23 protein-coding genes are annotated in these 25,495 nt (G+C 60.7%); 7 read left to right on the top strand and 16 right to left on the bottom strand.

Annotated elements, in window-relative coordinates; translation table 11 throughout:
• Together DBR18_RS00325 and pap are read right to left on the bottom strand one after the other, a co-directional pair.
• A partial coding sequence (locus tag DBR18_RS00325) for a thiolase family protein (protein WP_108588844.1) occupies positions 1-1,171 on the bottom strand: 1,171 nt, incomplete at its 3' end.
• Positions 1,172-1,272: 101 nt separating this feature from the next.
• Positions 1,273-2,787, bottom strand: a complete 1,515-nt coding sequence (pap, locus tag DBR18_RS00320) for a polyphosphate:AMP phosphotransferase (protein WP_108588843.1) — start codon at positions 2,785-2,787, stop codon at positions 1,273-1,275.
• 243 nt (positions 2,788-3,030) lie between these two features.
• Here pap and mnmC point away from each other — a divergent pair, with 243 nt between their 5' ends.
• The 5 genes from mnmC (at position 3,031) to DBR18_RS00295 (ending at position 10,472) form a co-directional block, all read left to right on the top strand.
• The gene (mnmC, locus tag DBR18_RS00315; RefSeq protein WP_108588842.1) at positions 3,031-5,010 is read left to right on the top strand and encodes a bifunctional tRNA (5-methylaminomethyl-2-thiouridine)(34)-methyltransferase MnmD/FAD-dependent 5-carboxymethylaminomethyl-2-thiouridine(34) oxidoreductase MnmC; all 1,980 of its coding nucleotides are present in this window, start codon (positions 3,031-3,033) and stop codon (positions 5,008-5,010) included.
• 149 nt (positions 5,011-5,159) lie between these two features.
• Entirely contained in the window at positions 5,160-6,932 is a 1,773-nt protein-coding gene (locus DBR18_RS00310) for an N-acetylglutaminylglutamine amidotransferase (RefSeq protein WP_047598738.1), read from the top strand.
• A 3-nt stretch (positions 6,933-6,935) separates the two neighbouring features.
• Positions 6,936-8,684, top strand: coding sequence for an N-acetylglutaminylglutamine synthetase (gene ngg, locus DBR18_RS00305; RefSeq protein WP_108588841.1), 1,749 nt, complete (start codon positions 6,936-6,938; stop codon positions 8,682-8,684).
• Between the two features lie 166 nt (positions 8,685-8,850).
• Positions 8,851-10,041, top strand: a complete 1,191-nt coding sequence (locus DBR18_RS00300) for an osmoprotectant NAGGN system M42 family peptidase (protein ID WP_108588840.1) — start codon at positions 8,851-8,853, stop codon at positions 10,039-10,041.
• Positions 10,042-10,244: 203 nt separating this feature from the next.
• A complete protein-coding gene (locus tag DBR18_RS00295; protein WP_003192759.1) occupies positions 10,245-10,472 on the top strand; it encodes a YheU family protein in 228 nt (75 codons plus the stop codon).
• Between the two features lie 4 nt (positions 10,473-10,476).
• Here DBR18_RS00295 and csrA read toward each other — a convergent pair whose 3' ends face one another.
• The 3 genes from csrA to DBR18_RS00280 all read right to left on the bottom strand — a co-directional run bounded on the left by csrA (position 10,477) and on the right by DBR18_RS00280 (position 12,020).
• Positions 10,477-10,662, bottom strand: coding sequence for a carbon storage regulator CsrA (csrA, locus tag DBR18_RS00290; protein WP_108588839.1), 186 nt, complete (start codon positions 10,660-10,662; stop codon positions 10,477-10,479).
• Positions 10,663-10,808: 146 nt separating this feature from the next.
• The gene (locus DBR18_RS00285) at positions 10,809-11,141 is read right to left on the bottom strand and encodes a YnfA family protein (protein ID WP_108588838.1); all 333 of its coding nucleotides are present in this window, start codon (positions 11,139-11,141) and stop codon (positions 10,809-10,811) included.
• 63 nt (positions 11,142-11,204) lie between these two features.
• A complete protein-coding gene (locus DBR18_RS00280; RefSeq protein WP_108588837.1) occupies positions 11,205-12,020 on the bottom strand; it encodes an SDR family oxidoreductase in 816 nt (271 codons plus the stop codon).
• 322 nt (positions 12,021-12,342) lie between these two features.
• Between DBR18_RS00280 and DBR18_RS00275 the strand changes: the two genes are divergently transcribed.
• Positions 12,343-12,501 carry a DUF3309 family protein gene (locus tag DBR18_RS00275; RefSeq protein WP_169432680.1) on the top strand — a complete coding sequence of 53 codons (159 nt, stop codon included), beginning with the start codon at positions 12,343-12,345 and terminating at the stop codon, positions 12,499-12,501.
• A gap of 72 nt (positions 12,502-12,573) precedes the next feature.
• Here the strand turns inward: DBR18_RS00275 and DBR18_RS00270 are convergent, their stop codons facing one another.
• The 10 genes from DBR18_RS00270 to DBR18_RS00225 form a co-directional block, all read right to left on the bottom strand.
• Positions 12,574-14,667 (bottom strand): LTA synthase family protein, encoded by a 2,094-nt coding sequence (locus DBR18_RS00270; protein ID WP_108588836.1) that lies wholly within the window; start codon positions 14,665-14,667, stop codon positions 12,574-12,576.
• 313 nt (positions 14,668-14,980) lie between these two features.
• Positions 14,981-15,586 carry an START domain-containing protein gene (locus DBR18_RS00265; protein ID WP_108588835.1) on the bottom strand — a complete coding sequence of 202 codons (606 nt, stop codon included), beginning with the start codon at positions 15,584-15,586 and terminating at the stop codon, positions 14,981-14,983.
• A gap of 41 nt (positions 15,587-15,627) precedes the next feature.
• Positions 15,628-15,882: a YkgJ family cysteine cluster protein gene (locus DBR18_RS00260; protein ID WP_041069283.1), complete on the bottom strand. Its 255-nt coding sequence runs from the start codon at positions 15,880-15,882 to the stop codon at positions 15,628-15,630.
• A gap of 165 nt (positions 15,883-16,047) precedes the next feature.
• Complete coding sequence (locus DBR18_RS00255) at positions 16,048-16,539, bottom strand: translation initiation factor 2 (RefSeq protein ID WP_108588834.1); 492 nt, start codon at positions 16,537-16,539, stop codon at positions 16,048-16,050.
• Positions 16,540-16,617: 78 nt separating this feature from the next.
• A complete protein-coding gene (locus DBR18_RS00250) occupies positions 16,618-18,057 on the bottom strand; it encodes a PLP-dependent aminotransferase family protein (protein ID WP_108588833.1) in 1,440 nt (479 codons plus the stop codon).
• Between the two features lie 314 nt (positions 18,058-18,371).
• Positions 18,372-19,184 carry an OmpA family protein gene (locus tag DBR18_RS00245; protein WP_108588832.1) on the bottom strand — a complete coding sequence of 271 codons (813 nt, stop codon included), beginning with the start codon at positions 19,182-19,184 and terminating at the stop codon, positions 18,372-18,374.
• On the bottom strand, positions 19,181-19,537 hold the full coding sequence (locus DBR18_RS00240) for a DUF4398 domain-containing protein (RefSeq protein WP_108588831.1): 357 nt from the start codon (positions 19,535-19,537) through the stop codon (positions 19,181-19,183). The genes DBR18_RS00245 and DBR18_RS00240 overlap by 4 nt, the downstream gene beginning before the upstream one ends.
• Positions 19,538-19,546: 9 nt before the next feature.
• A complete protein-coding gene (locus tag DBR18_RS00235) occupies positions 19,547-20,368 on the bottom strand; it encodes an ABC transporter substrate-binding protein (protein ID WP_108588830.1) in 822 nt (273 codons plus the stop codon).
• Positions 20,369-20,448: 80 nt separating this feature from the next.
• The gene (locus DBR18_RS00230; RefSeq protein ID WP_086794169.1) at positions 20,449-21,378 is read right to left on the bottom strand and encodes an electron transfer flavoprotein subunit alpha/FixB family protein; all 930 of its coding nucleotides are present in this window, start codon (positions 21,376-21,378) and stop codon (positions 20,449-20,451) included.
• A gap of 2 nt (positions 21,379-21,380) precedes the next feature.
• Positions 21,381-22,130 carry an electron transfer flavoprotein subunit beta/FixA family protein gene (locus DBR18_RS00225; RefSeq protein WP_007908338.1) on the bottom strand — a complete coding sequence of 250 codons (750 nt, stop codon included), beginning with the start codon at positions 22,128-22,130 and terminating at the stop codon, positions 21,381-21,383.
• A gap of 525 nt (positions 22,131-22,655) precedes the next feature.
• Between DBR18_RS00225 and DBR18_RS00220 the strand changes: the two genes are divergently transcribed.
• Positions 22,656-24,320, top strand: a complete 1,665-nt coding sequence (locus DBR18_RS00220) for an electron transfer flavoprotein-ubiquinone oxidoreductase (RefSeq protein WP_108588829.1) — start codon at positions 22,656-22,658, stop codon at positions 24,318-24,320.
• 183 nt (positions 24,321-24,503) lie between these two features.
• On the opposite strand, the gene DBR18_RS00215 is transcribed toward DBR18_RS00220, so the two are convergent.
• A complete protein-coding gene (locus DBR18_RS00215; protein WP_108588828.1) occupies positions 24,504-25,394 on the bottom strand; it encodes an AraC family transcriptional regulator in 891 nt (296 codons plus the stop codon).
• Positions 25,395-25,495: the final 101 nt, after the last annotated feature.

Here is a 25,495-nt window from a genome sequence, read left to right as displayed (position 1 = left end):
CAAACAACCCCGTCGCCCCCATCCCGCCCCCCACGCACATGGTCACGATGCCGTAACGCAAATTGCGCCGCTGCAACTCACGCACCAGATGCCCGACCTGCCGCGATCCGGTCATGCCGAACGGGTGGCCGATGGAGATCGAGCCGCCATTGACGTTGTATTTGTCGTTGTCGATCTCCAGCCGATCACGGGCATACAGGCACTGCGAAGCAAACGCCTCGTTCAGCTCCCACAGATCAATGTCCGCCACCTGCAAGCCTTTGGCCTTGAGCAGTTTCGGCACCGAGAACACCGGGCCGATGCCCATCTCGTCCGGCTCGCAACCGGCGACGGTGAAGCCACGGAAAAACGCTTTGGGCTTGAGCCCCAGTTGCAGGGCTTTCTCCAGACTCATCACCAGCGTCATCGAGGCACCGTCCGACAGCTGCGATGAGTTGCCGGCGGTTACCGAACCGTCCTCGGCAAACACCGGTTTCAGTCCGGCCAGACTTTCGTAGGTGGTGTCCGGGCGGTTGCAGTCGTCGCGATCGACGATGCCGTCAAGGATCTGCACAGCGCCGCTGTTCTTGTCCTCGACCCGGTACTTGACCGCCATCGGCACAATTTCATCATCAAACAGCCCGGCGGCCTGAGCCTGGGCGGTGCGCAACTGACTTTGCAGCGCATAGCGATCCTGCGCCTCGCGACTCACGTCATAACGGCGCGCCACCACTTCGGCAGTCTGGCCCATGGTGTAGTAAATGCCCGGCACCTGCTGCTTGAGCAACGGGTTGATCAGGTGATCGGTGTTGACGCTTTTCAGGGTCAGGCTGATCGACTCGACGCCGCCGGCCACAATGATGTCGCTGCAACCGGAAGCAATCTGGTTGGCGGCAATCGCAATCGCCTGCAAACCCGAGGAGCAGAAGCGATTGAGGGTCATGCCGGCCACATTGGTGCCCAGCCGCGACAGCACCGCCACGTTGCGGCCGATGTTGTAACCCTGCGCGCCTTCGTTGGAGCCGGCGCCGACAATGCAGTCCTCGACGCTGGCCGGGTCGATGTCGTTGCGCGACAGCAGCGCGTTGACGCAATGGGCCGCCATATCGTCGGGACGGGTCTGATTGAACTTGCCACGAAAGGACTTGGCCAGGCCGGTCCGCACGCTGTCGACGATCACCACTTCACGCATGGCATACCTCAATTGTTGTTGTCGGAGAGAGTCAACCGAGGATAAGTCCAGCCCGCCGCCGACCGCGACAATCATTCACCTCGCGTATGCGTGTCCATGGCTCAGCGCTTGTGTTTTTTCGCGTGCTTGTCGGATTTCTCGAAGGCTTCCTCGAGCGCGCGGTTGATCGTGCGCAGCACCTTGACCCGCGCCCAGCGCTTGTCATTGGCCTCGACCAGCGTCCACGGCGAAATCTCGGTGCTAGTGCGGTCGACCATGTCGCCCACGGCGGCGCGGTAGGCGTCCCACTTGTCGCGGTTGCGCCAGTCGTCCTCGGTGATCTTGAAGCGCTTGAACGGGATCTCTTCGCGGGCCTGGAAACGTTCCATCTGCGTGTCCTTGTCGATCGCCAGCCAGAACTTGACGACGATCACCCCGGCGTCGGCGATCTGCTCTTCGAAGTCGTTGATCTCGCTGTAGGCCCGCAGCCAGTCGGCCGGGCTGCAGAAGCCCTCGATCCGCTCGACCAGCACCCGGCCGTACCACGAGCGGTCGAACACGGTGAACTTGCCCCGCGCCGGCAGGTGTCGCCAGAAGCGCCACAGATACGGTTGCGCGCGTTCCTCCTCGGTCGGCGCGGCAATCGGCACGATATTGTATTGACGCGGATCGAGCGCCGCCGCCACCCGGCGAATGGCCCCGCCCTTGCCTGCCGCATCGTTGCCTTCGAACACCGCCACCAGTGCATGGCGACGCATGCGTTTGTCGCGCATCAGCCCGGACAACCGTGCCTGCTCGGTGATCAGTTGTTCTTCGTAGTCTTTCTTTTCCAGCCGCTGATTGAGGTCGAGGCTGTCGAGCAGATTGAGTTGATCGACCGCCGTGCCCAGCGGTGCGGCGTTGACCTCCTCAGTCTCTACCTGCGCACGCTTGAGCGCATTCTGCAGGCCTTCGAGCAGGATCTTGCCAACCGCCAGGCTGCGGTAGTTGGCGTCCATGCCTTCGATGATGTGCCACGGCGCGTAGTCGCGGCTGGTGCGGCGCAATACGCGCTCGCCGTATTTGACGAACTTGTCGTAGGTCTGCGATTGCTGCCAGTCCAGCGGGCTGATGCGCCAGCTGTGCAGCGGGTCGTCGGCCAGCGCCTTGAGGCGAGCCTTCATCTGCTTTTTGGACAGGTGAAACCAGAACTTGAAGATCAGCGCGCCTTCATCGCAGAGCATCTTCTCCAGACGCTCGGCGGCATTGATCGCCTGATCCAGCCGTGGATCCTTGAACAGCCCGTGGACCCGCCCCTGGAGCATCTGGCTGTACCAGTTGCCAAAGAAAATCCCCATCCGCCCCTTGGCCGGCAGCATCCGCCAGTAGCGCCAGGCCGGTGGCCGCGCCAGTTCTTCATCGGTCTGCTGATCGAACGTGCGCACTTCGATCAGGCGCGGGTCCATCCACTCGTTGAGCAACTTGACGGTCTCGCCCTTGCCCGCGCCTTCGATGCCGTTGATCAGGACAATCACCGGAAAACGCTTCTGCTGCTGCAACTCGAACTGCGCCTCGAGCAGTGCTTCACGCAGTGCGGGCACCGCGGCGTCGTAAGTCTCTTTGTCGATGGCATGGCCGATTTCGGCGGATTCAAACATGGGGACGGCTCCTTCCAGGATTCAGCAAGACTAGCGGATGATTGCAACACCTGAACAGATCGTCCGATCGCGGCCCGAACCTGCGGCAGCTCCTACATTTGAAATGCGTTTCCCATGTAGGAGCTGCCGCAGGCTGCGATCTTTTGACATTTTCCCTGACCTGCCCTGAACCAGCCTTGCCATGGATCAAGCACCCTGCGCCCGATCAGCTAGAATGGCCGCCTTGTCGTTGCCGAGCCTGCCATGAAACCTGTATTGCCCCACGCCCAACTCGACTGGGATGACCACGGACGTCCGCGCTCGCGGGTGTTCGATGATGTATATTTTTCCGACCAGTCGGGGCTGGATGAAACCCGTTACGTGTTCCTCGAACAGAACCGTCTGGCCGAGCGCTTTGCCGCGCTGCCGGCGCACGGGCGACTGGTGATCGGCGAAACCGGCTTCGGCACCGGGCTGAATTTTCTCTGCGCCTGGCAGCTGTTCGAGCAACACGCGGTGGCCGGCGCGCGGCTGCATTTCGTCAGCGTCGAAAAGTACCCATTGAGTCCGGCGGACCTGCAACGGGCTCTGGCCCTGTGGCCGGCGCTCAAGCCGCTGGCCGATCAACTGCTGACGCATTACGTGGCGATCCATCAGGGCTTTCAGCGGATCGTCCTCGGCAACGGCCGGGTCACGCTGACCCTGTTGATCGGCGATGCGCTGGAGCAACTGCCGCAACTCGATGCGCAGATCGACGCATGGTTCCTCGACGGTTTCGCCCCGGCGAAGAACCCCGACATGTGGACCGCCGAACTGTTCGCCGAACTGGCTCGACTGGCCGCGCCCGGCTCGACCATCAGCACCTTCACCAGCACCGGTTGGGTGCGGCGTCTGCTCAACGCCGCCGGGTTCAAGATGAAACGCACACCGGGCATCGGCCACAAGTGGGAGATCCTGCGCGGCGAGTTTCTCGGCTGGCCGCAGGATGTCGCGCCGCCGCTGCCGGACAAACCGTGGTTCGCCCGCCCTGCCCCGTTGACCGGTGAGCGTCGCGCACTGGTGATCGGCGCCGGGCTGGCCGGTTGCGCTACGGCCGCCAGCCTCGCTGCACGCGGTTGGCAAGTCAGTCTGCTGGAGCGTCACGAGGCTGTGGCGCAGGAAGCGTCGGGCAATCCGCAGGGCGTGCTGTACCTGAAGTTGTCGGCCCACGGCACCGCGTTGTCGCAACTGATTGTCAGCGGTTTCGGCTACACCCGTCGTCTGCTGGAAACCCTGCAACGCGGCACCGACTGGGACGATTGCGGCGTGCTGCAACTGGCTTTCAATGCCAAGGAGGCCGAGCGTCAGGCGCAACTGGCAGCAGCGTTCCCGGAAGATCTGGTGCATTGGCTCGATCAGCCGCAAGCCGAAACTCAAGCCGGGATTGCTGTGGCGCACGGCGGCTTGTTCTACCCCGAAGGCGGCTGGGTGCATCCGCCCGCGCTGTGTCAGGCCCAAGCCGCGCAAGCAAACATCGAACTGCTCAAGCATCACGATGCGCTGGAACTGCGCAAGGTCGAGGGTCAGTGGCAAGCCCTCGCCGGCGAGCGCGTGCTCGCCAGCGCACCGGTAGTGGTATTGGCCGGCGCAGCGGAGATCAAACGCTTCGCGCAAAGTACCGAGCTGCCGCTCAAACGCATCCGCGGACAGATCACGCGCCTGCCACAAACCGCCGAGAGCCAAGCGCTGCGTACCGTGGTCTGCGCCGAAGGTTATGTCGCGCCAGCACGTCTGGGCGAACACACCCTCGGCGCCAGCTTCGACTTCAACAGCGACGACCTGACGCCGACCACCGCCGAACACCTGGGCAATCTGGCCATGCTCGAAGAGATCTCCAGCGATCTGGTGACGCGCCTGCACATCAATCAGCTGACCCCGGAAACCCTGGAAGGACGCGCCGCGTTCCGCTGCACCAGCCCCGATTATCTGCCGATCGTCGGCCCGCTGGCCGACCGCGAAGCCTTCGCTCAGGCCTTTGCCGTGTTGAGCAAGGATGCGCGACAAGTGCCGGCCATCGCCTGCCCTTGGCTCGACGGCCTGTACATCAACAGCGGCCACGGCTCCCGCGGGCTGATCACCGCGCCGCTGTCTGGCGAACTGCTCGCGGCGTGGCTGGACAACGAGCCGCTGCCACTGCCCCGAAGCGTCGCCGAGGCCTGCCACCCCAACCGTTTCGCGCTGCGCACATTGATTCGCGGCAAATGAAAGATTGCGACTGGCCGCTGGTCAGTCACCCCCACTTATAACTCATCGTTCTAAAACTCCCACATCTGCAGCGGGTCAGTTTCTGAGTAGCGGCCGTTTTGGCCGAACTTGAATGCCCCCTCCCCAACGGAAAAACCGGTAAGGACTTTATGTGCGGATTAGCTGGCGAGTTACGTTTTGATCATCAACCTGCAGACCTTGCAGCGGTAGAGCGAATCACCCATCACCTGGCCCCTCGCGGCCCCGACGCGTGGGGCTTCCATGCCCAAGGGCCGATTGCCCTGGGCCATCGTCGCCTGAAAATCATGGACCTGTCGGACGGCTCGGCGCAGCCGATGATTGACAGCCAACTGGGCTTGTCCCTGGCCTTCAACGGCGCGATCTACAACTTCCCGGAACTGCGCGCAGAGCTAGAAGCCCTCGGTTACGCCTTCTATTCCGGTGGCGACACCGAAGTGCTGCTCAAGGGCTACCACGCCTGGGGCGAAGCGTTGCTGCCGAAACTCAACGGCATGTTTGCCTTCGCCATCTGGGAGCGTGACGCCCAACGCCTGTTCATCGCTCGCGACCGTCTCGGCGTGAAGCCTTTGTACCTGTCGCGCACCGGCCAGCGTTTGCGCTTTGCCTCGGCCCTGCCGGCGCTGCTCAAGGGCGGCGATATCAACCCGATCCTCGATCCGGTAGCGCTCAATCACTATTTGAATTTCCATGCGGTGGTGCCTGCTCCACGCACCTTGCTCGCGGGCATCGAAAAGCTGCCGCCAGCGACCTGGATGCGCGTCGAAGCCGATGGCCGCACCGAGCAGAAAACCTGGTGGACCCTGCCCTACGGCCCACACGACGACGAGAAAAACCTGACCCTCGAAGACTGGCGCGACCGCGTGCTCGACAGCACTCGCGAGGCCGTGGCAATCCGTCAACGCGCAGCGGTGGATGTTGGTGTGCTGCTGTCCGGCGGTGTCGATTCGAGCATGTTGGTTGGCTTGTTGCGTGAAGTCGGCGTCGAGAACCTGTCGACCTTTTCCATCGGTTTCCAGGATGCCGGCGGCGAGCGCGGTGACGAATTCCAGTATTCCGATCTGATCGCCAAACACTACGGCACGCAGCACCATCAGTTGCGCATCGACGAGAAAGAGATCATCGAGCAATTGCCCGCCGCATTCCGCGCGATGAGCGAGCCGATGGTCAGCCACGACTGCATCGCTTTCTACCTGTTGTCCCGCGAAGTGGCCAAGCACTGCAAAGTGGTGCAAAGCGGCCAGGGCGCGGACGAGTTGTTTGCCGGGTATCACTGGTATCCGCAAGTCGATGGCGCAGCGGATCCGTACGCGGCCTATCGCGCAGCGTTTTTCGACCGCAGCTATGACGACTACGCCGCCACCGTGCAACCGAAATGGCTGACCGCGAATGACGCCGCTGGCGACTTCGTGAAGGAACATTTCGCACAACCCGGCGCCGATGCCGCCGTCGATAAAGCCCTGCGTCTGGACAGCACGGTGATGCTGGTGGACGACCCGGTCAAACGCGTCGACAACATGACCATGGCCTGGGGCCTGGAAGCGCGCACGCCGTTTCTCGACTATCGACTGGTGGAACTGTCGGCGCGGATTCCCGGCCAGTTCAAGCTGCCGGACGGCGGCAAACAGGTGCTCAAAGAAGCGGCGCGTCTGGTGATTCCAAGCGAAGTGATCGACCGCAAGAAAGGCTACTTCCCGGTGCCGGGCCTCAAGCATTTGCAGGGCGACACCCTGAACTGGGTGCGTGAACTGCTGCTGGATCCGAGTCAGGATCGCGGCCTGTTCAACCCGGCCATGCTCGACAAACTGCTGACTGATCCGCAAGGCCAACTGACGCCATTGCGCGGTTCGAAACTGTGGCAACTGGCGGCCCTGAACCTGTGGCTCAGTGAACAAGGAATCTGATTGATGAAACCTCACGCCACGGCGATCAACCAACGCTTGCTGCGCGGTCAGACACCGTCGTATGAACGCTTGCAGGCGCGTCTGGCCGAAGACGGCAGCGAACTCGGTGCCGACCCCATTGCCGTGCATTGCGGCTGGGGCCGGCTGCTGATCGGTCACACCTTTCCTGACCCGGCGACGCTGGCGCAGGAACTGCTCAACGAGCAGCCCGGCGAACGTGATATCGCCCTGTACGTCGCCGCGCCGCAGCAGATTCTGGGGCTGGAACCGACGCAACTGTTTCTCGACCCGTCCGACACTCTGCGCCTGTGGTTCAGCGATTATCGCCAGGCCACCCGCGTGTTTCGCGGCTTTCGTATCCGCCGGGCGCAAAGCGAAGCGGACTGGCAGGCGATCAACCTGCTGTACCAGGCACGCGGCATGCTGCCGATCGATGCCACACGACTGACCCCGCATCATCAGGGCGGCCCGGTGTACTGGCTCGCCGAAGATGAGGACAGCGGCGCGGTGATCGGCAGCGTCATGGGCCTCAATCACCAGAAAGCCTTCAACGATCCGGAACACGGCAGCAGCCTGTGGTGCCTGGCAGTTGACCCGCAATGCTCGCGGCCCGGTGTCGGCGAAGTGCTGGTGCGGCATTTGATCGAGCACTTCATGAGTCGCGGCCTGAGTTATCTGGATCTGTCGGTGCTGCACGATAACCGTCAGGCGAAGAACCTCTACGCCAAGCTCGGTTTTCGCAACCTCTCGACCTTCGCGATCAAGCGCAAGAACGGCATCAACCAGACGCTGTTCCTCGGTCCCGGGCCGGAAGCCAACTTCAACCCTTACGCGCGGATAATCGTCGAAGAAGCTCATCGCCGTGGCATCGATGTGCAAGTGGATGATGCCGAAGCCGGGCTGTTCACCCTCAGCCACGGCGGCCGTCGGGTGCGTTGCCGCGAATCGCTGAGCGATCTGACCAGCGCGATCAGCATGAGCCTGTGCCAGGACAAAAGCCTGACCCACAAAGTGCTGAAAGCCGCCGGCCTGAAGCTGCCCTCGCAGCAACTGGCGGGCAATGCCGACGACAATCTGGCGTTTCTCGATGAGCATCAGCGCGTGGTGGTCAAGCCGCTCGACGGTGAACAGGGCCAAGGCGTGGCGGTGGATTTGCAGAGCATCGAGGAGGTGCAGCAAGCCATCGAAGCCGCCAAACATTTTGACAGCCGCGTGCTGCTGGAAAGTTTCCACGAAGGTCTCGACCTGCGGATTCTGGTGATCGGTTTTGAGGTGGTGGCCGCAGCCATTCGCCGCCCAGCGGAAGTGGTCGGTGACGGTCACCATTCGATCGGTGCGTTGATCGAAGCGCAGAGCCGCCGTCGGCAAGCGGCCACCAGCGGCGAGAGCAAGATCCCGCTGGATCACGAAACCCAGCGCACCCTGCACGCCGCCGGTTATGACTACAGCAGCATCCTGCCGGCCGGCGAGCATCTGTTCGTGCGCCGCACGGCAAATCTGCACACCGGTGGCACGCTGGAAGACGTCACGGCGATTCTGCACCCGACCTTGGTTGATGCAGCAGTGCGCGCGGCGCGGGCGCTGGACATTCCGATGGTCGGGCTCGACCTGATGGTGCCGGCGGCGGATCAAGCAGAGTACGTGTTTATCGAAGCCAACGAACGCGCCGGCCTGGCCAACCATGAACCGCAACCGACGGCGGAGCGGTTTGTCGATCTGTTGTTTCCGCACAGTCAGCCGGCTGTTTCTTGATCATGTAGAGCCTGAAACGGCCCCATCGCTGGCAAGCCAGCTCCCACAGGTTTACCGGTGTACCCAATCACTGTGGGAGCTGGCTTGCCAGCGATGAGGCCCTGACAGGCGCCACAAATTTTCCTCATCGAAACCATCGATGCGCCTCAACTCATCAGGAGTTTCCATGACCACACAAATCCCCGAACCGGATCTCAACTACCTGCAGAAAGTCCTGCTGGAAATGCTCGCCATTCCCAGCCCTACCGGGTTCACCGACACCATCGTGCGTTACGTCGCCGAGCGTCTGGAAGAACTCGGCATTCCTTTCGAGATGACCCGTCGCGGCACGATTCGCGCGACCCTCAAGGGCAAGAAAAACAGCCCTGACCGCGCCGTCTCCGCGCACCTCGACACCATTGGTGCTGCCGTGCGCGCGGTGAAAGACAACGGCCGCCTGACGCTGGCCCCGGTCGGTTGCTGGTCGAGTCGCTTTGCCGAGGGCAGCCGGGTCAGCCTGTTCACCGATAACGGCGTGATCCGTGGCAGTGTGCTGCCGTTGATGGCCTCCGGGCACGCCTTCAACACCGCCGTCGACGAGATGCCGATCAGTTGGGATCACGTCGAACTGCGTCTGGATGCCTACTGCGCAACCAAGGCCGACTGCGATTCACTGGGCATCAGCGTCGGCGACGTAGTGGCGTTCGATCCGCTGCCAGAATTCACCGAGAGCGGCCACATCAGCGCCCGTCACCTCGATGACAAGGCTGGCGTTGCAGCCCTGCTCGCCTCGCTCAAAGCCATCGTCGACAGCGGTCAGGAACTGATGATCGACTGTCACCCGCTGTTCACCATCACCGAAGAAACCGGCAGCGGTGCTGCGGCGGCACTGCCGTGGGATGTCAGCGAATTCGTCGGCATCGACATTGCGCCGGTCGCGCCCGGCCAGCACTCCAGCGAGCATGCGGTGAGCGTGGCGATGCAAGATTCCGGCGGGCCATACGACTATCACCTGTCACGGCATTTGCTGCGCCTGGCCGGCGAAAACGACCTGCCTGTGCGCCGTGACCTGTTTCGCTATTACTTCAGTGATGCGCACTCGGCGGTCACCGCCGGGCATGACATCCGCACTGCCCTGCTGGCCTTTGGCTGCGATGCCACCCATGGTTATGAACGCACGCACATCGACAGCCTCGCGGCGCTCAGTCGTTTGCTCGGGGCGTACATTCTGAGTCCGCCGGTATTCGCCAGCGATGCGGCGCCGGCCAATGCTTCGCTGGATCGCTTCAGTCACCAGATCGAGCATGACACGCAGATGGAGAGCGATACGCGGGTGCCGTCGGTGGACAGTCTGGTGGGGCAGCGGTCCGACAGTTGATCCGGGGTTCTGTGGTGGCTGGACTGGCCCCATCGCTGGCAAGCCAGCTCCCACAGAGTTTGATGGTGTACACAAGAAGGTGATCCACCCAGAAACCTGTGGGAGCTGGCTTGCCAGCGATGAGGGCTGCACAGGCAATACAAAAACTGGCAGCCCTACATTAATCGCCGTAGCATCCCGACATTGTTTGAACCGAGGTGCCCATGCTGATTCCCTACGACGCTCTTGAAGTCGACACCCTCACCCGCCTGATCGAGGATTTCGTCACCCGCGACGGCACCGACAACGGTGACGACACGCCGCTGGAGACCCGCGTACTGCGCGTACGCCAGGCGCTGACCAAAGGTCAGGCACTGATTGTCTTCGACCCGGAAAGCGAGCAATGCCAATTGATGCTCAAACACGATGTGCCCAAGCATCTGTTCGACTGAGATTTCAGCGGACTTTTTCAGTGGCCTGTTTGCGCTGGATCCGCTGGTAGACTTCAGAACGGTGCACATTGATCTTCTGTGGCGCCTCGACACCAAAGCGCACACTGGAACCGTTGACTGACAATACACGCACGGAAATGTCGTCACCGATGGAAATCAACTCGCCCACAACACGGCTGAGTACAAGCATGGAGTTCGTCCTTCAGGGTTAGCCAGCCCTGAAGATGCGCGGTGGGCACGCGCTCTACAATGGGGCGCGCGCAATTCAGTCTTGCCCTACACCCTGAGTCGCCGCACCCTTCAGACGTTTCCTGCAAATGGCTAAACAGTCTCGCCTCACGCAGCGGTAAATCGCGGCCCGAACAGGATCACGCTGGCGCCAAGCACACACAGCGCCACGCCGATCCAGTCCGAACCCAGCGGGCGCACCCGCTCGACCACCGCCAGCCAGCCGATCGACGTGACGATGTAGATCCCGCCATACGCGGCATAGGCGCGTCCGGCGTAAGCCGCTTCCACGCGCGTCAGCAACAGGGCGAACAGGGTCAGGCTGAGCAGCGCCGGGATCACCCACAAGGCACTTTTGCCCTGACGCAGCCACATGAAAAAGGCGAAACAGCCGGCGATTTCAAACAGCGCCGCAAGGAAGAACCACAGGTAATTGAGCATTGATGCGTCTCGACAGGGTGACCATTGCGGCCACCCTAACGACGCGATACGCGGTGGGCAAGTTCAGCCGTTGGTTTGTCTGGCCTTGGCGCGCATTTTATCGGCCATGGTGGTCATTTCGTTGTAGATCAGTTGCGGGTTCTTCTGCTTGATCGCCCACGCCATGCGCCCCTGCTCGTGAGGCAGGATCATGAACTCGCCGGCGGCCACTTGCTGATAGATGTAGCCGGCGATGTCGGCGGCGCTGATCGGCGAACTTTCCAGCAACTTGCCGACCTGCGCTTTCATCGCAGGCGTCGGGCCGCGGAACGAGTCGAGCAAGTTGGTCTGAAAGAACGACGGGCAAACCACATGTACGCCGACTTCCTGTTGCGCCAGTTCCACCAGCAAACTTTCCGACAGCGCCACCACCCCGGCCTTGGCCACGTTGTAGTTGCTCATGGCCGGGCCTTGCATCAACGCCGCCATCGAGGCGATGTTGATGATCTTGCCCTTGCTCTGCTCCAGCAGCGGCAGGAAGGCTTTGCAACCCTTGACCACGCCCATCAGGTTGATTGCGATCTGCCAGTCCCAGTCTTCCAGTGACAACTCGCTGAAAAATCCGCCGGACGCCACGCCGGCGTTGTTGACGATGATGTCGATGCCACCGAACTTCTCTTCGCAGGCCTGGGCAAACGCAGTGAGCTGGCTGTAATCACGCACATCGCAACGCTGGATGAAACCGTCGCCACCAGCCTCGCGCACCAGCTTCAGGGTTTCCTGCAGGCCGGCTTCGCTGACGTCGGACAAGGCCAGTTGCCAACCCTCACGCGCCCAGCGCAACGCGATTTCGCGCCCCAGCCCCGAGCCCGCGCCAGTGATCATCATGCGATTTTGCATAGCAGACAGCCTTGTTGTTCTGTAGGAGTTGCGCGAAGTGTAGCGAAGGATCCCGGGTATCCCACGCTCCATCAGAATGCTGAATACAGGATCAAAAGATCGCAGCCTTCGGCAGCTCCTACAGGAATCGGTGTAGGAGCTGCCGAAGGCTGCGATCTTTTGATCTCGCGCTTTAAAGGAAATAAACGAGTAATCCAAATACATTAAAAAAACATTGAATTTTCTTTCATTCGCACCAGTCCGAACTTGTAAGCCGGCTGGAATTAGTTAGCTTCCAGCCGCCCTTGAACACCAAGACTTCTCGAACACTATCAACAAGGAAATCGACATGGGCACAATTCTTATCATTATCCTGATCCTGTTGCTGATCGGTGGTCTGCCGGTCTTCCCGCACTCCAGAAGTTGGGGTTACGGTCCTTCGGGCATTATCGGCGTGGTGTTGGTGGTGCTGTTGGTACTGCTGTTACTTGGCCGGATATGACGAATTAGCCGGTAAAAAAAAGAGGCCCCGAAAGGGCCTCTTTTTTATTGCGCGGTTGTTAAAGCAACGACATCAGTCTGGCTTGCCGTTGACCACACCCGCGGTGTTGTCCATCAGGCTCTTGGTCGCCGTTTGCAGGAACGCTTCAAGCTTGAGTTTCAGTTCGGCGGTACGCGGTGCGTCCGGAATGATCTCGGCAGAAGGGTTCGCGCCCAGTTGGTACTGGTAGATCTTCGGCGCCATTTCCTTCTCTTTCGGCAGCACCAGGATCTGGTCGGCGGTGACGATGGCGGTGGTCTGCTCGCTGCCCGACGGCTTGATCACACCGAAACCGGTGTCGCCGGCCGGCAGGTTCAGCAGGTCGCGACCCCAGCACTGGTGACGCACTTCACCACCCAGACGACCCATGATGGTCGGCACGATGTCGATCTGCGTACCCACGGTGTGGTCACGGGTGCCGAATTTCTCCTGGATGCCCGGTGCGATCATCAGCATCGGCACGTTGAAGCGGCCCAGGTCCATTTCGGTGATCTGGCGCTCGTTGCCGAAACCGTGGTCACCGACGATCACGAACAGGGTTTCCTTGAAGTACGGCTCTTTGCGCGCCTTTTCGAAGAACTGACCCAGTGCCCAGTCGGCGTAACGCATGGCGGTCAGGTGTTCGTTGAGCGTGCCGCGATCGGTTACGCGCTCAACCGGCAATGGCGTCGGCAAGGCGTACGGCGTGTGGTTGGACAGGGTTTGCAGCAGCGCGTAGAACGGCTTGCCGTTTTCCCGTGCCTTCAGTTCCACCAGACCGCGGTCGAACATGTCCTGGTCGGACACGCCCCAGGTCGGATCGGAGAACACCGGGTTGACGAAGTCGTTACGGCCAACGAAGTTGGTCATGCCCTGGTTGCTGAAGAAGCCCGACTGGTTGTCCCAGGCGAAGTCACCGTTGTAGACGTACACGTCGTCATACTTGCGCGCGCTGAGCAGCTGCGGCAGGCCGGAGAGCTTGTGGCTGCCTTCCGGGGTCTGCATCAGGTATTCGAAACCCGGCAGGTTCGGGAAGCAGGCCATGGTCGCAAACATGCCCTGGTGGGTGTGCGTGCCGTTGGAGAAGAAGCGGTCGAACAACAGACCTTCCTTCGACAGCTTGTCGAGGTACGGGGTGATGTTGCCCGGCGCGCCCAAGGCACCGACCGAGTGACCGGCCATGCTTTCCATCAGGATCACAACGACATTCTTGATCGGCAGGGTCTTGTCGGCCGGCGGCGTGTAGTCACGACGCACGGCAGCGATGTCGGCATCGACCAGTTTGTCGTCCGGCATCACCAGCATCTCGCGCACCACTTTCTGCGCCTGTTCCTGCGGCAGCGTGGCTTTCCAGATGTTGTCGCGGTCCTCGCCCATGCGGTCCTTGGCGGCCGCGATCAGCGACAGGGTACCATTGAGGCCAAGCTGATTGGCAAAGTTCGATTCGGTGGTGTACACGTCACCCCAGCGCAGCGGCGGCCCTTGACGCAGGGTGCCACGGGCGGCCACGACGCAGATCAGCAGGCAGACCACGAACACCGCCAGGCGGGTGTACCACGGTGCTACTTGCCGGGTGCCAACGTTGCCGCCGCTGAACGGGCCACGTGGACGGGTCGCGCGGTCGGCGCCCTTGAAGGCCAGGGTCAGGATCACCGTGCCGATGACCCACGCCAGCAGGTAACGCACCACCGGGAAACCGTACCAGAGCATGCTCATCACGGTTTTCGGGTCTTCTTTCACGTACTGGAACACCAGGCCGTTGAGGCGCTGGTGGAACTCACGGTAGAAGTCCATTTCCATCAGGCCGAGGAACAGCGCGATGCTGGACGCCACGGTCAGCCACAGACGGAAGAACCCGCGAGCAGCCATCGCCCGGGCACTGAACAGTGCCAGCACCAGCGGAACGCAGACATAGACCACCAGGCGCAGGTCGAAACGCAGGCCATTGGCGAAAGCTTCGAGGAAGGTCGAAGCCGGGGTATCGAGGATCATCTCGCGGTTGTAGACCAGCAGCGCGAGGCGCAGCACGGAAAACATCACCATCATGACCAGGGCACACAGCAGTGTGTAGGCCAGATGCGATTTGACGGTCGGTTGCAGCAGGCGAGTGGAAGATCGCTGCTGATTCAGGGCGTCCGGGTTTGCCATGTCGTTTTAGGACCCATTGGAAGTTGAAGTTGCAAAATACAGCGGCGCCATGCCCTCTATTGGCCATTCCAGGCCCCGGGGCGTGCGCGGTGCGCAAATGTTGCACGATCAACGGCAGCATTGCCATTGATTACTGCCCCGCTGCCCGACTCTTTCATGCAAGTACCTGGGCGGGGGGACAAACCGAGTTGCGCGGGCGAATTGTCTGGAACACTTTGTGAAAATTTCGTCCAACGCATATCTGGAAACACAATATAACGACAAAACAAAAACGCCCCGATTCGACCGGGGCGTTTTGCTGTGAGCGCGAAAACTACTTCTCGGCGCGTTCTTTCAGGGCTTTGAGTGTGTTGAAGGGTGCGTCGACCACGAACTTGTTGGCAATCATGCTCGGCACGCTGCCGCCCGGCTCGGTGTGCACCTGATAGGTCACTTCAACCTGATCACCCTTGGGCACGAACTTCCAGAAGCCTTTGACCTGAGCGACACGGACAAAACCCTTCTCCTCGGGAATGTACTTCGGCACGCCTTCGAGGTTGCGGGTCAGGCTGCCATCGGCGCCTTCAACGGTGGTGACGTGCAGTACCGAATCGCGTGGGGTGACTGGCCACGGCGTATTGAACTGGGTGTAGGTCCAGCTCTGATCACCTTCGTGCTTGAGCAGTTTCTGGGTTTTACACTCGTGAATCCAGGCGCAGGCCCCGGCCACGTCTTCCTGCAAGGCACGCAGTTTGGCAACGGTAGTCTTCATCAGGGCAACACCCTGGTAGGACTTGTAATCGGAACCCGGCACTTCGGCCAGCGAGACCTTGATCCCGTCCTGCTCCTTGGCGACTTTCCAGTCCTCAGCCTGAGCTACCGACGTGGCCAGCACAGCCGTCAAACCACACAACACAGCGATACGATGCAGCGAACCCATAGTCTTATTCCTTATTGTTGAAGTTCCGTTCGTTTGACACATCACGCCGCCGTCATCTGCTCCCACCAGCCGATCAACTTGATCGCTTCTTCCGAGCTGCTGCCACAGACTTCGACATCGGCGGCAAATCCAGAGCAGACCGCCGGACGCTCCGGCTGGCCGAAAATGCTGCACAGGTTTTCGACCGAGAGCTGCACGCAACGTTCGCCGGCAGGTTTGCCGTTGGGCATGCCCGGAATGGCAGAGCTGATGGAAGGGGCAATACAGCAAGCGCCACAGCCTTCACGGCATTTCATGACGGGCAAGTCCTCGCGACGGGCGATGTGTTAAAGAGACACGGACAGAGTAACCGCTAAAACGGTTGTTTCAAATTCCCTGAACCGGGGTTTTTACCGATAACTGAATGTGACCGACCAGTCTCCGACAAAGCGTCTGGTTCGCGGGTCACGGATCGATTGAATTTATTGCTTGAACTCGAAATCCAGCGCAGCGCCTTCGACTTCGCGACGCTCTTCGTTGCGCAGCTGCAACTGCATTTCGTTGCTGAGCAAGCGGCCATTGAGCTGGAATCCACTGTTCTTCTCGCCAAACATCTGCGGCAGAATCGCGTCGTGTTTGGGCATCGGCACAGTGCCGGCAGGTTTGAGTTGCTGAACCATGTCCTTGGGCAGGCTCAGGTCCAGCTTGGCCGGCGGCAGTTTGGTTTTCACCACTTCACTGGCCGGTTTCGACTTGGAGGCAATCGGTGGCCGTTTCTTCACCGGGGCGGCTTTCTTCTGCGGGGCTTTTTTGTCCTGAGCTTTTTTATCCGCATCGGCTTTTTTGCCGGCAGTCGCTTTGCTCGCCGGGGCGGACGTCGCGGGTTTTTCCTGAACGGCGGCAGCCATGACACCGGGCACGTGGCCCATCATCAAACAAAGCAAAATCCAGACGGCAGGAACAATCGCTTTCATGAACCCTACAACACTGACGGCAGAGGGCCATATGCTCGCCTGTTGAGCGTCACAAGACAAGCACGACGCGCCGCTCGTTCAGAAACCGCCAGCGGTTTCCTGACACAGTTGAGTGGCCAGCAAACCAAGCGTCATCAGCGCCCTTTCCGCCTCGCGATTCCACGGCGTGCCGCAGTTCAGGCGGATACAGTGGTTGAACTGCTCGGTATTACTGAAGATCAGCCCCGGCGCAATGCTGATGCCCTGCTGCAAGGCGCGCACATGCAAATCCTGGGTATTGACCCGCCCCGGCAGGCTCACCCACAGGATGAAACCGCCCGTGGGCCGGGTCATTTGCGTGCCTTCGGGGAAGTACTGCTGCACCGCCAGCTGGAACGCGCTGAGGTTTTTCCGGTACTCCTGACGGATGTACCGTAAATGCCGGTCATAACCGCCATTTTCCAGATAAGCGGCAATCGCCATTTGCGTCACGCTGCACGCCGAATGCGTGGTGAACGTCTGCAGACGCTGGATTTCCTGCTGGAACTTGCCGGCAATCATCCATCCGACCCGCACGCCTGGTGATAACGTTTTGGAAAAGCTCGAGCAGTAGATCACCCGATCCAGTCGGTCGTAGGCCTTCAAGGCCTTGGTGCGGCCCTGCTCGAACATCAACTCGCCATAGATGTCGTCTTCGACGATCTGGATATCGAAGTCCGAGGCCAGGCGCAGCAGTTGTTTCTGCCGCTCTTCCGGCATGGTGCCGCCCAGTGGATTGCTCAGCCGCGTGGTCAGCACCAAGGCCTTGATCGACCATTGGTTGGCGGCCAGTTGCAGGGCTTCGAGGCTCATGCCGGTGGCCGGATCGCTGGGGATCTCGATCACTTTCAGGCCCAGCAGATCGGCCAGTTGCAGTAAACCGTAATAGGTCGGCGACTCGGCAGCGATCAGATCACCCGGACGGGTCAGCACCCGCAGCGACATCTGCAAGGCATCGACGCAACCGTGGGTGATCACCACTTCTGACGGATCGACCACCACGCCAGCATCGCGCATGCGGATCGCCACTTGCCGGCGCAACGGTTCGAAACCGGGGCTGAACATGTAGCTGAACGCCCGCGGGCTATGGAATCGGGTGACCTTGGCCAATTGCTGATGCAGCGCGCGAACCGGGAGGTAATCGACACTCGGCACCGCAGCGCCCAAAGGGAACACCCCTTCGCGCCGGGATTCGACCAATACTTGCTGAATGATGCTCGCGCGGGTGACCAGGCCTGGGCGTTCGACCCGGGCGATGTCCGGGGTCGGGGCTGTCAGCGCCGGGGTCTGATGCACGTAGTAACCGGACTGCGGCCGCGCCCGGATCAAACCCTGATCTTCGAGATTGGCGTAGGCCTGCAACACCGTTGCATGGCTGACATTGAGCTGCGAACTCATCTTGCGCACCGACGGCACGCGTTCCCCGGGCTGATAGACACCGCGCCGGATGTCTTCCGCCAGTTGTTGAGCAATACGTTGGTAGAGCAGGAGGTTGGTCATGACGCAGCACTCGATTTCACGGGCGTTTTATTCTTGTGTGAAACAATACCGGAACAGTTTAGAAGTGTACTGGGACAGTTGCCACCATAGTCGACCATACAGTGCAGTGTCAGCTACAACTGTATGGATTTGCGTGCCAATCGACAGACGTAAAAAAGCCCGGCTCTGCATGACAGGCCGGGCCTTTGTAGGAGCTGTCGAGTGAAACGAGGCTGCGATCTGTTGATCTTGCTTTTTCAAGATCAACAGATCGCAGGCTTCGCCAGCTCCTACAGGGGGACGCGTCGTTCAGGAGACTGCGCCGAACCCGAAATTCAGCGGGCGGCGCCGAGCTGGCCTTTTTCGTCGGAGAACACGATTTCCACCCGACGGTTCTGTGCCCGCCCGCGCTCGGAAGCATTGGCGTCCACCGGGTATTCGTCGCCGTAACCTTCGACCTGAATCCGCTTGTCTTCGATACCCAGATCCATCAGCACATCCGCCACGGCCTGGGCGCGATCGCGCGACAGCTTGAGGTTGTCCTGTTTACCGCCGGTGCTGTCGGTGTAGCCCTCGATACGCACCACACGCTTCGGGTTGAGTTGCAGGAACTGCACGATCTTCAACACCACGCGGTTGGCCGAACTCTTCAGCTCCGCCTCACCGGTGTCGAACAGCACGTCGCCGAGGGTCATGACCAGACCGCGATCGGTCTGTGTGGTGGCCAGCGCCACGATCTGTTCTTCGAGCCACTTGCCCTGCTGCTGCACGCTCAGCAGTTTGGATTCGCGCAGGGCCAGTTGCAGGCGCTGACGTTCCAGTTCCAGCTTCGCCGCGCGTTCTTCGTTGAGCACCAGATTGGTGTGTTCACGTGCGATTTCGCTGTAGCGCTGACTCAGGTAGGCGTAGTGCACCACGTCCGAACCGCTGCCCCAGTAGGTCGACAGACGATCGGCCCGAGCCAGGGACTCGCCGGCACGAATCACGTCTTTTGGCGCGATACGCAGCACGTTGGAATCTTCCTTGACCTTCTGAAAATCACTGCCGGCCTGTTGCAAGGCCGCTTCGCCGTGCTGACCCGCGCAACCGTAGAGGCTCGCGCAACCGGCCAGGATCAGGCCGCCGAGGGCTTTTGACTTGAGGCTCATTGGGCATCTCCCAGCTGCTTGCGCAGACGGATGATGCGGGTGTTCAACACATTCAATTGCTCTTCGCTCTTTTGCGTCAGCACTTTGGCTTCGGCCAGACGCGCATCCAGCTCGGCCTGTTCGGAACGCATGCGCGCGTTCTTGTAAGACTCGTCGGTCATGTTGCCCTTGGCGCGATTGAACTTGTCTTCGGCCAGTTTCATTTCCGGCATTTCATCGGCAGTCGCACCGACAGCCTTGGCCTGGGCGATGGCCTGTTCGGTCAGGCGCATTTGTTCATTGGGCGCAGGATCGTTGGCGCAGCCGGCCAGGGCGAGAACGGCCACAGCCGCGAAAAGAGGTCGAATACTCACTAAAAATCCCTACTGTTTTGGGGCACTGACAGGTGGCTGCGGCTGTTGCTGCTGCGCCTTCCAGCGCTCGATGTTGCGTTGCAGCGCGGCTTCGGTCAGTCCGGACGCGGGCAATTCTGTCATCTTTTTAGCGAGCTGTCCGCGCAACCACGGATCGTTGCAGGCGGAGTTGTGCGAAACCGCGAGGAACAGACCTGGCCGGTCAATCGGTTGCTCGAAGGCCAGTAGATCATTGGCCATGCCCAATGCCTGCGCAGCCGCCATGCCCGAGTAGCGACCGGCGAGTACATATTCCACCTCCCCCAGCAGCAATTTCTGAAAGGCCTGAGTGATATTTGCCGTACGCGTCAGGGTCAGATTCTGCTCGGCGAAAGTGCCGAATGCCTGGGTCATTCGAGACTTTTCCGACATCCCGCCCGTGTGCCCGTGCAGGTCTTTGGCTTCGCTGTAGACCAGCGTCGAGCCTTTGCGCGTCCACACCAGGTAGTCGTTTTCCAGCAACGGCGGATAGATGTAGTCGAGGTTTTCCAGCTCGTTGAACATCAGCGGCGTGTCGGCCAGCATGTCCATTCGGCCGCTACGCACTTCATCGAGGGCCTGCGAGCGTTTGCCGGCGTAGAGCAGCTCGACCTTGATCCCCAGATCCTTGGCCACTTGCTGCAACAGGTCGGCACTGGCGCCGATCAAGTGTTTGGGGTTCTGCGGGTCCTGCCACAGGTACGGCGGCGCATCCGGGCTACCGGTGACGACGAGGCGCTCGCATTTGCCGGCGGCCGCAGCCATGCCCGGCAACAGGATCAATCCCGATAACAGCCAGCGGCGCAAATCCATGGCAAAACACTCCCACTCAAATTCGAGACAAAAAAAAGCCCGACCACAAGGCCGGGCTCTTTATAAGTGAAGCCGCCGGATTAGACCAGCTTCTCCAGCTCAGGGACTGCTTCGAACAGATCCGCCACCAGACCGTAATCGGCCACCTGGAAGATCGGCGCTTCTTCGTCCTTGTTGATCGCGACGATCACTTTGGAGTCTTTCATACCGGCCAGGTGCTGGATCGCCCCGGAGATACCAACGGCGATGTACAGCTGTGGCGCAACGATCTTGCCGGTCTGACCGACCTGCATGTCGTTCGGTACGAAACCTGCGTCGACTGCGGCGCGGGAAGCACCGACGGCAGCGCCCAGCTTGTCGGCCAGAGCGTACAGGTGTTTGAAGTTGTCGCCGTTCTGCATGCCGCGGCCGCCGGAAACGACGATCTTGGCAGCGGTCAGTTCAGGACGATCGGACTTGGCCAGTTCTTCGCTGACGAAGCTGGAAGTGCCGGCATCGTGTGCAGCAGCAACGGCTTCAACGGCCGCCGAACCACCTTCAGCGGCAACCGGGTCGAAACCGGTGGCACGCACGGTGATCACTTTGATCGGTGCGGTCGACTGCACGGTCGCGATGGCGTTACCGGCGTAGATCGGGCGCTTGAAGGTGTCGGCGCTTTCTACCGAGATGATCTCGGAAATCTGGTCAACGTCCAGTGCAGCGGCGACGCGCGGCAGAATGTTTTTGCCGTTGGACGTGGCGGCGGCCAGGATGTGGCTGTAGCCCTTGCCCAGCTCTGCAACCAGCGGCGCAACGTTTTCCGGCAGCTGATGCGCGTAAGCGGCATTGTCAGCGTTCAGGACTTTGCTCACGCCAGCGATTTTCGCAGCGGCTTCAGCCACGGCGCCAGCGCCCTGGCCTGCAACCAGAACGTGGATGTCGCCGCCGATTTTGGCAGCAGCAGCCACGGTGTTCAGTGTGGCCGGAGCCAGCACTTTGTTGTCGTGTTCAGCGATTACCAAGATAGTCATGATCAGATTACCTTCGCTTCGTTTTTCAGTTTCTCGACCAGTTCAGCCACGGACTTGACCTTGATGCCCGCGCTGCGTGCAGCCGGCGCTTCGACTTTCAGGGTCTTGTTGGTGGAGGCGGTGGAAACGCCCAAAGCGTCCGGAGTCAGCACTTCGAGAGGCTTCTTCTTGGCTTTCATGATGTTTGGCAGGGACGCATAACGCGGCTCGTTCAAACGCAGGTCGGTGGTGACGATGGCCGGCAGTTTCAGGGAAACGGTCTGCGCGCCGCCGTCGATTTCGCGGGTCACGGCAACGCTGTCGCCGGACACTTCGACTTTCGAAGCGAATGTGCCCTGACCGTAGCCGCTCAGTGCAGCGAGCATCTGGCCGGTCTGGTTGTTGTCGCTGTCGATGGCCTGTTTGCCCAGGATCACCAGCTGAGGCTGTTCCTTGTCGACCACTGCCTTGAGCAGCTTGGCCACGGCCAGCGAAGTCAGGTCTTCAGCGGATTCGACGAGGATGGCGCGGTCGGCACCCAGAGCCAGTGCGGTACGCAGCTGTTCCTGAGCGGTGGTCGGGCCGATGGAGACGACGACGATTTCAGTCGCAACGCCTTTTTCTTTCAGGCGGACGGCTTCTTCCACTGCGATTTCGCAGAACGGGTTCATCGACATCTTGACGTTGGCGAGGTCTACGCCGGAATTGTCCGCTTTGACGCGAACCTTGACGTTGTAATCCACAACGCGTTTGACAGCTACAAGAACCTTCATGGATTCCTCGTTACTCTCCGGTGAAAAGAAAGTCGCCTAGGCGAACCTGGCGGTTGATGCTCATCGGGCACAAGGGCACCTCTAAAAACGCCGGCTGAGGGCGATGACCGTTCGTCAGTGGTGACCGACGGGTCATTGATTCGCACGGTGTGTAAACTGCGCGCCGGAGTTGCGCTGCGCATCACCTTGAACTGCCTGTGCCCTGTCTTTAGAGGTGCTCTTGAAACCGCCAGTCTGCCTACGGCGAGCGCAAAACCGCCCGTATCTTGACCGGAACGCCTATTCCGGTCAATACGGCAAAATGGCCGTTCATAAGCCGTGCTTCTTTGATTTCTCTGGGCTGGAGCCGATTCAAACAAACGTTTGTATTGGACGCTCGGAGTGGTGTAGATATAATGCGCCGCCTAGAGAGAAAGGTGGTTTGCCCATTATTACCCTTGACGTTAACGTAAAGGCAATAACGGATACGACACCGAACCTCCAAATTAGAAAAAAAACTGTTGAGCCTTGAGTAGGAGATAGCCTGTGGAACGCGAATACATGGAATTCGACGTGGTCATCGTCGGTGCCGGCCCCGCTGGCCTGTCCGCCGCCTGCCGTCTGAAGCAGAAGGCCGCCGAAGCCGGTAAGGAAATCAGCGTCTGCGTGGTCGAAAAAGGCTCCGAAGTCGGCGCACACATCCTTTCCGGTGCCGTGTTCGAACCACGCGCTCTGAACGAACTGTTCCCGGACTGGAAAGAACTCGGCGCCCCGCTGAACACCCCGGTCACCCGCGACGATATTTTCGTGCTGAAAAACGCCGAAAGCGCGCAGAAGATTCCTGACTTCTTTGTGCCCAAGACCATGCACAACGAAGGCAACTACATTATTTCCCTGGGCAACCTGTGCCGCTGGCTGGCCCAGCAGGCCGAGAACCTCGGCGTGGAAATCTACCCGGGGTTCGCCGCTCAGGAAGCCTTGATCGACGAAAACGGCATCGTACGCGGGATCATCACCGGTGATCTGGGCGTCGATCGCGAAGGCAATCCGAAAGAAGGCCTGTACACCCCGGGCATGGAACTGCGTGGCAAATACACGCTGTTCGCCGAAGGTTGCCGTGGCCACATCGGCAAGCAGCTGATCAAGCGCTACAACCTCGACAGCGATGCCGACGCCCAGCACTACGGCATCGGCCTCAAAGAAATCTGGGAAATCGACCCGGCCAAGCACCAGCCGGGCCTGGTAGTACACACCGCCGGCTGGCCGCTGGACATCATGGGCACCGAAAACACTGGCGGCTCGTTCCTCTATCACCTGGAAAACAACCAGGTGGTGGTCGGTCTGATCGTTGACCTGTCCTACAGCAACACCTACCTGTCGCCGTTCGACGAGTTCCAGCGCCTCAAGCATCACCCGGTGCTCAAGCAATACCTGGAAGGCGGCAAACGCGTCAGCTACGGCGCTCGCGCCATCTGCAAGGGCGGCCTGAACTCGCTGCCGAAAATGGTCTTCAAGGGCGGCGCGCTGATCGGTTGCGACCTCGGCACCCTGAACTTCGCCAAGATCAAGGGCAGCCACACCGCAATGAAGTCCGGCATGCTGGCCGCCGAGTCGGTGGCTGACGCACTGTTCGCCGAGAAGGATGGCACTGAAGAGCTGACTTCCTACGTCGACGCGTTCAAGAAGAGCTGGCTCTACGACGAACTGTTCGCCAGCCGTAACTTCGGCCCGGCGATCCACAAGTTCGGTGCGATCGTCGGCGGTGGTTTCAACTGGCTGGACCAGAACATCTTCGGCGGCAAACTGCCGTTCACCCTGCACGACACCAAGCCGGATTATGCCTGCCTCAAGCTCGCAGCCGACTGCAAGAAGATCGACTATCCGAAGCCGGACGGCAAACTCAGCTTCGACAAATTGAGCTCGGTGTTCATCTCTGGTACCAACCACGAAGAAGAACAGCCTTGCCACCTGAAGCTGACCGACCCGAGCATCCCGCTGAGTCGCAACCTGCCGATGTACGACGAACCGGCGCAGCGCTACTGCCCGGCCGGTGTGTACGAAGTGATCACCAAAGAAGACGGCGAAAAACGCTTCCAGATCAACGCCCAGAACTGCGTGCACTGCAAGACCTGTGACATCAAGGACCCTTCGCAGAACATCACCTGGGTCACGCCGGAAGGCGCTGGCGGCCCGACTTACCCAAACATGTAAGTCGAACCGCTGAACAACGAGGCTCCCGGAATGGGGGCCTTTTTGTTGCCCAGGATTTCTGCGTTCCCCTGTAGGAGCTGCGGCACGCTGCGATCTCTTGACGCTGATCTGAAAAATCAAAAGATCGCAGCGTGCCGCAGCTCCTACAGGGATCGCGGGCCCATCAGGAATATTGCCACTGACTCAGGCAACGCGCTCCTCACCCGGGCTACGCTCGAAGTAGCGCTTGTACTCACGGCTGAACTGCGACGTACTCTGATACCCCACCCGATGCGCCACCTGCGCCACGCCCAGTCCTTCGGCGACCAGCAAGGTCTGCGCCTTCAGCAGGCGCAAGCGCTTGAGGTACTGCACCGGCGACAACAGCGTGCTGCGCTTGAAGTGCTCGTGGAAGGACGAAACGCTCATGTTCGCGCAACTGGCCAGGGTCTCGACGTTCAACGGTTCGGTGTAATGCGCATGCAGATGGCTGATCGACGCCGCGACCCGGGCGAACTGCCCCTGCTGCTCCACCAGCGCGCGCAACACATCGGCCTGTGGCCCGCGCAGCGCGGTGAACAACAATTCACGCACCCGCGCCGGCCCGAGAATCTGCCGCTCCAGCGGATCGTGCAGGCAGCGCAACAAGCGCTCGACACAGCCGCGCATGTCATCGTCGAGCACCACCGAGGTCATCGACTCCGGCGTTTGCGCCGGAATGTGCCGCCCGGGCGCCAGCCCCATGGCCAGCACCAGTTCGCCGAGCAGCACCCGGTCGATCGCTACCGACACCCCCAGCAACGGCGCGTCCGGCAAGGCAAAGGTTTCGCACTCGAACGGCACCGGCAGCGCCTGAATCAGGTAGTGCCCGGCGCCATATTCCATGGTGCGCGGGCCGAGGAACGCCAGTTTGCTACCCTGGGCGATGATCATCAGGCTCGGCTCGTAAATGTGCGGGCCACGCGCCACGTCGCAACTGGCGCGCAACACCTGCACGCCCGGCAACCCGGTCTGGCTGTAACCGTCGCGGAGCGCCAGCGGCTCGATCAGCGAAACCAGCGTGGCATTGGCATCAAGGTGGCGGGTCAACTGCATTGGAGGGGTCTTCAAAAAAGTCACGGAAAAAGGCATGCAAGCATCATCGCAGATCCTTTTGCCAATGCGATCGCCCAGACCCGCATGCCGGAGGATTAGGC

It is taken from the genome of Pseudomonas sp. HMWF021 (assembly GCF_003061005.1).
Taxonomy (GTDB): domain Bacteria; phylum Pseudomonadota; class Gammaproteobacteria; order Pseudomonadales; family Pseudomonadaceae; genus Aquipseudomonas.
Note: the sequence above shows the minus strand (reverse complement) of the source record. Positions and strands in the feature narration are given on the sequence as shown.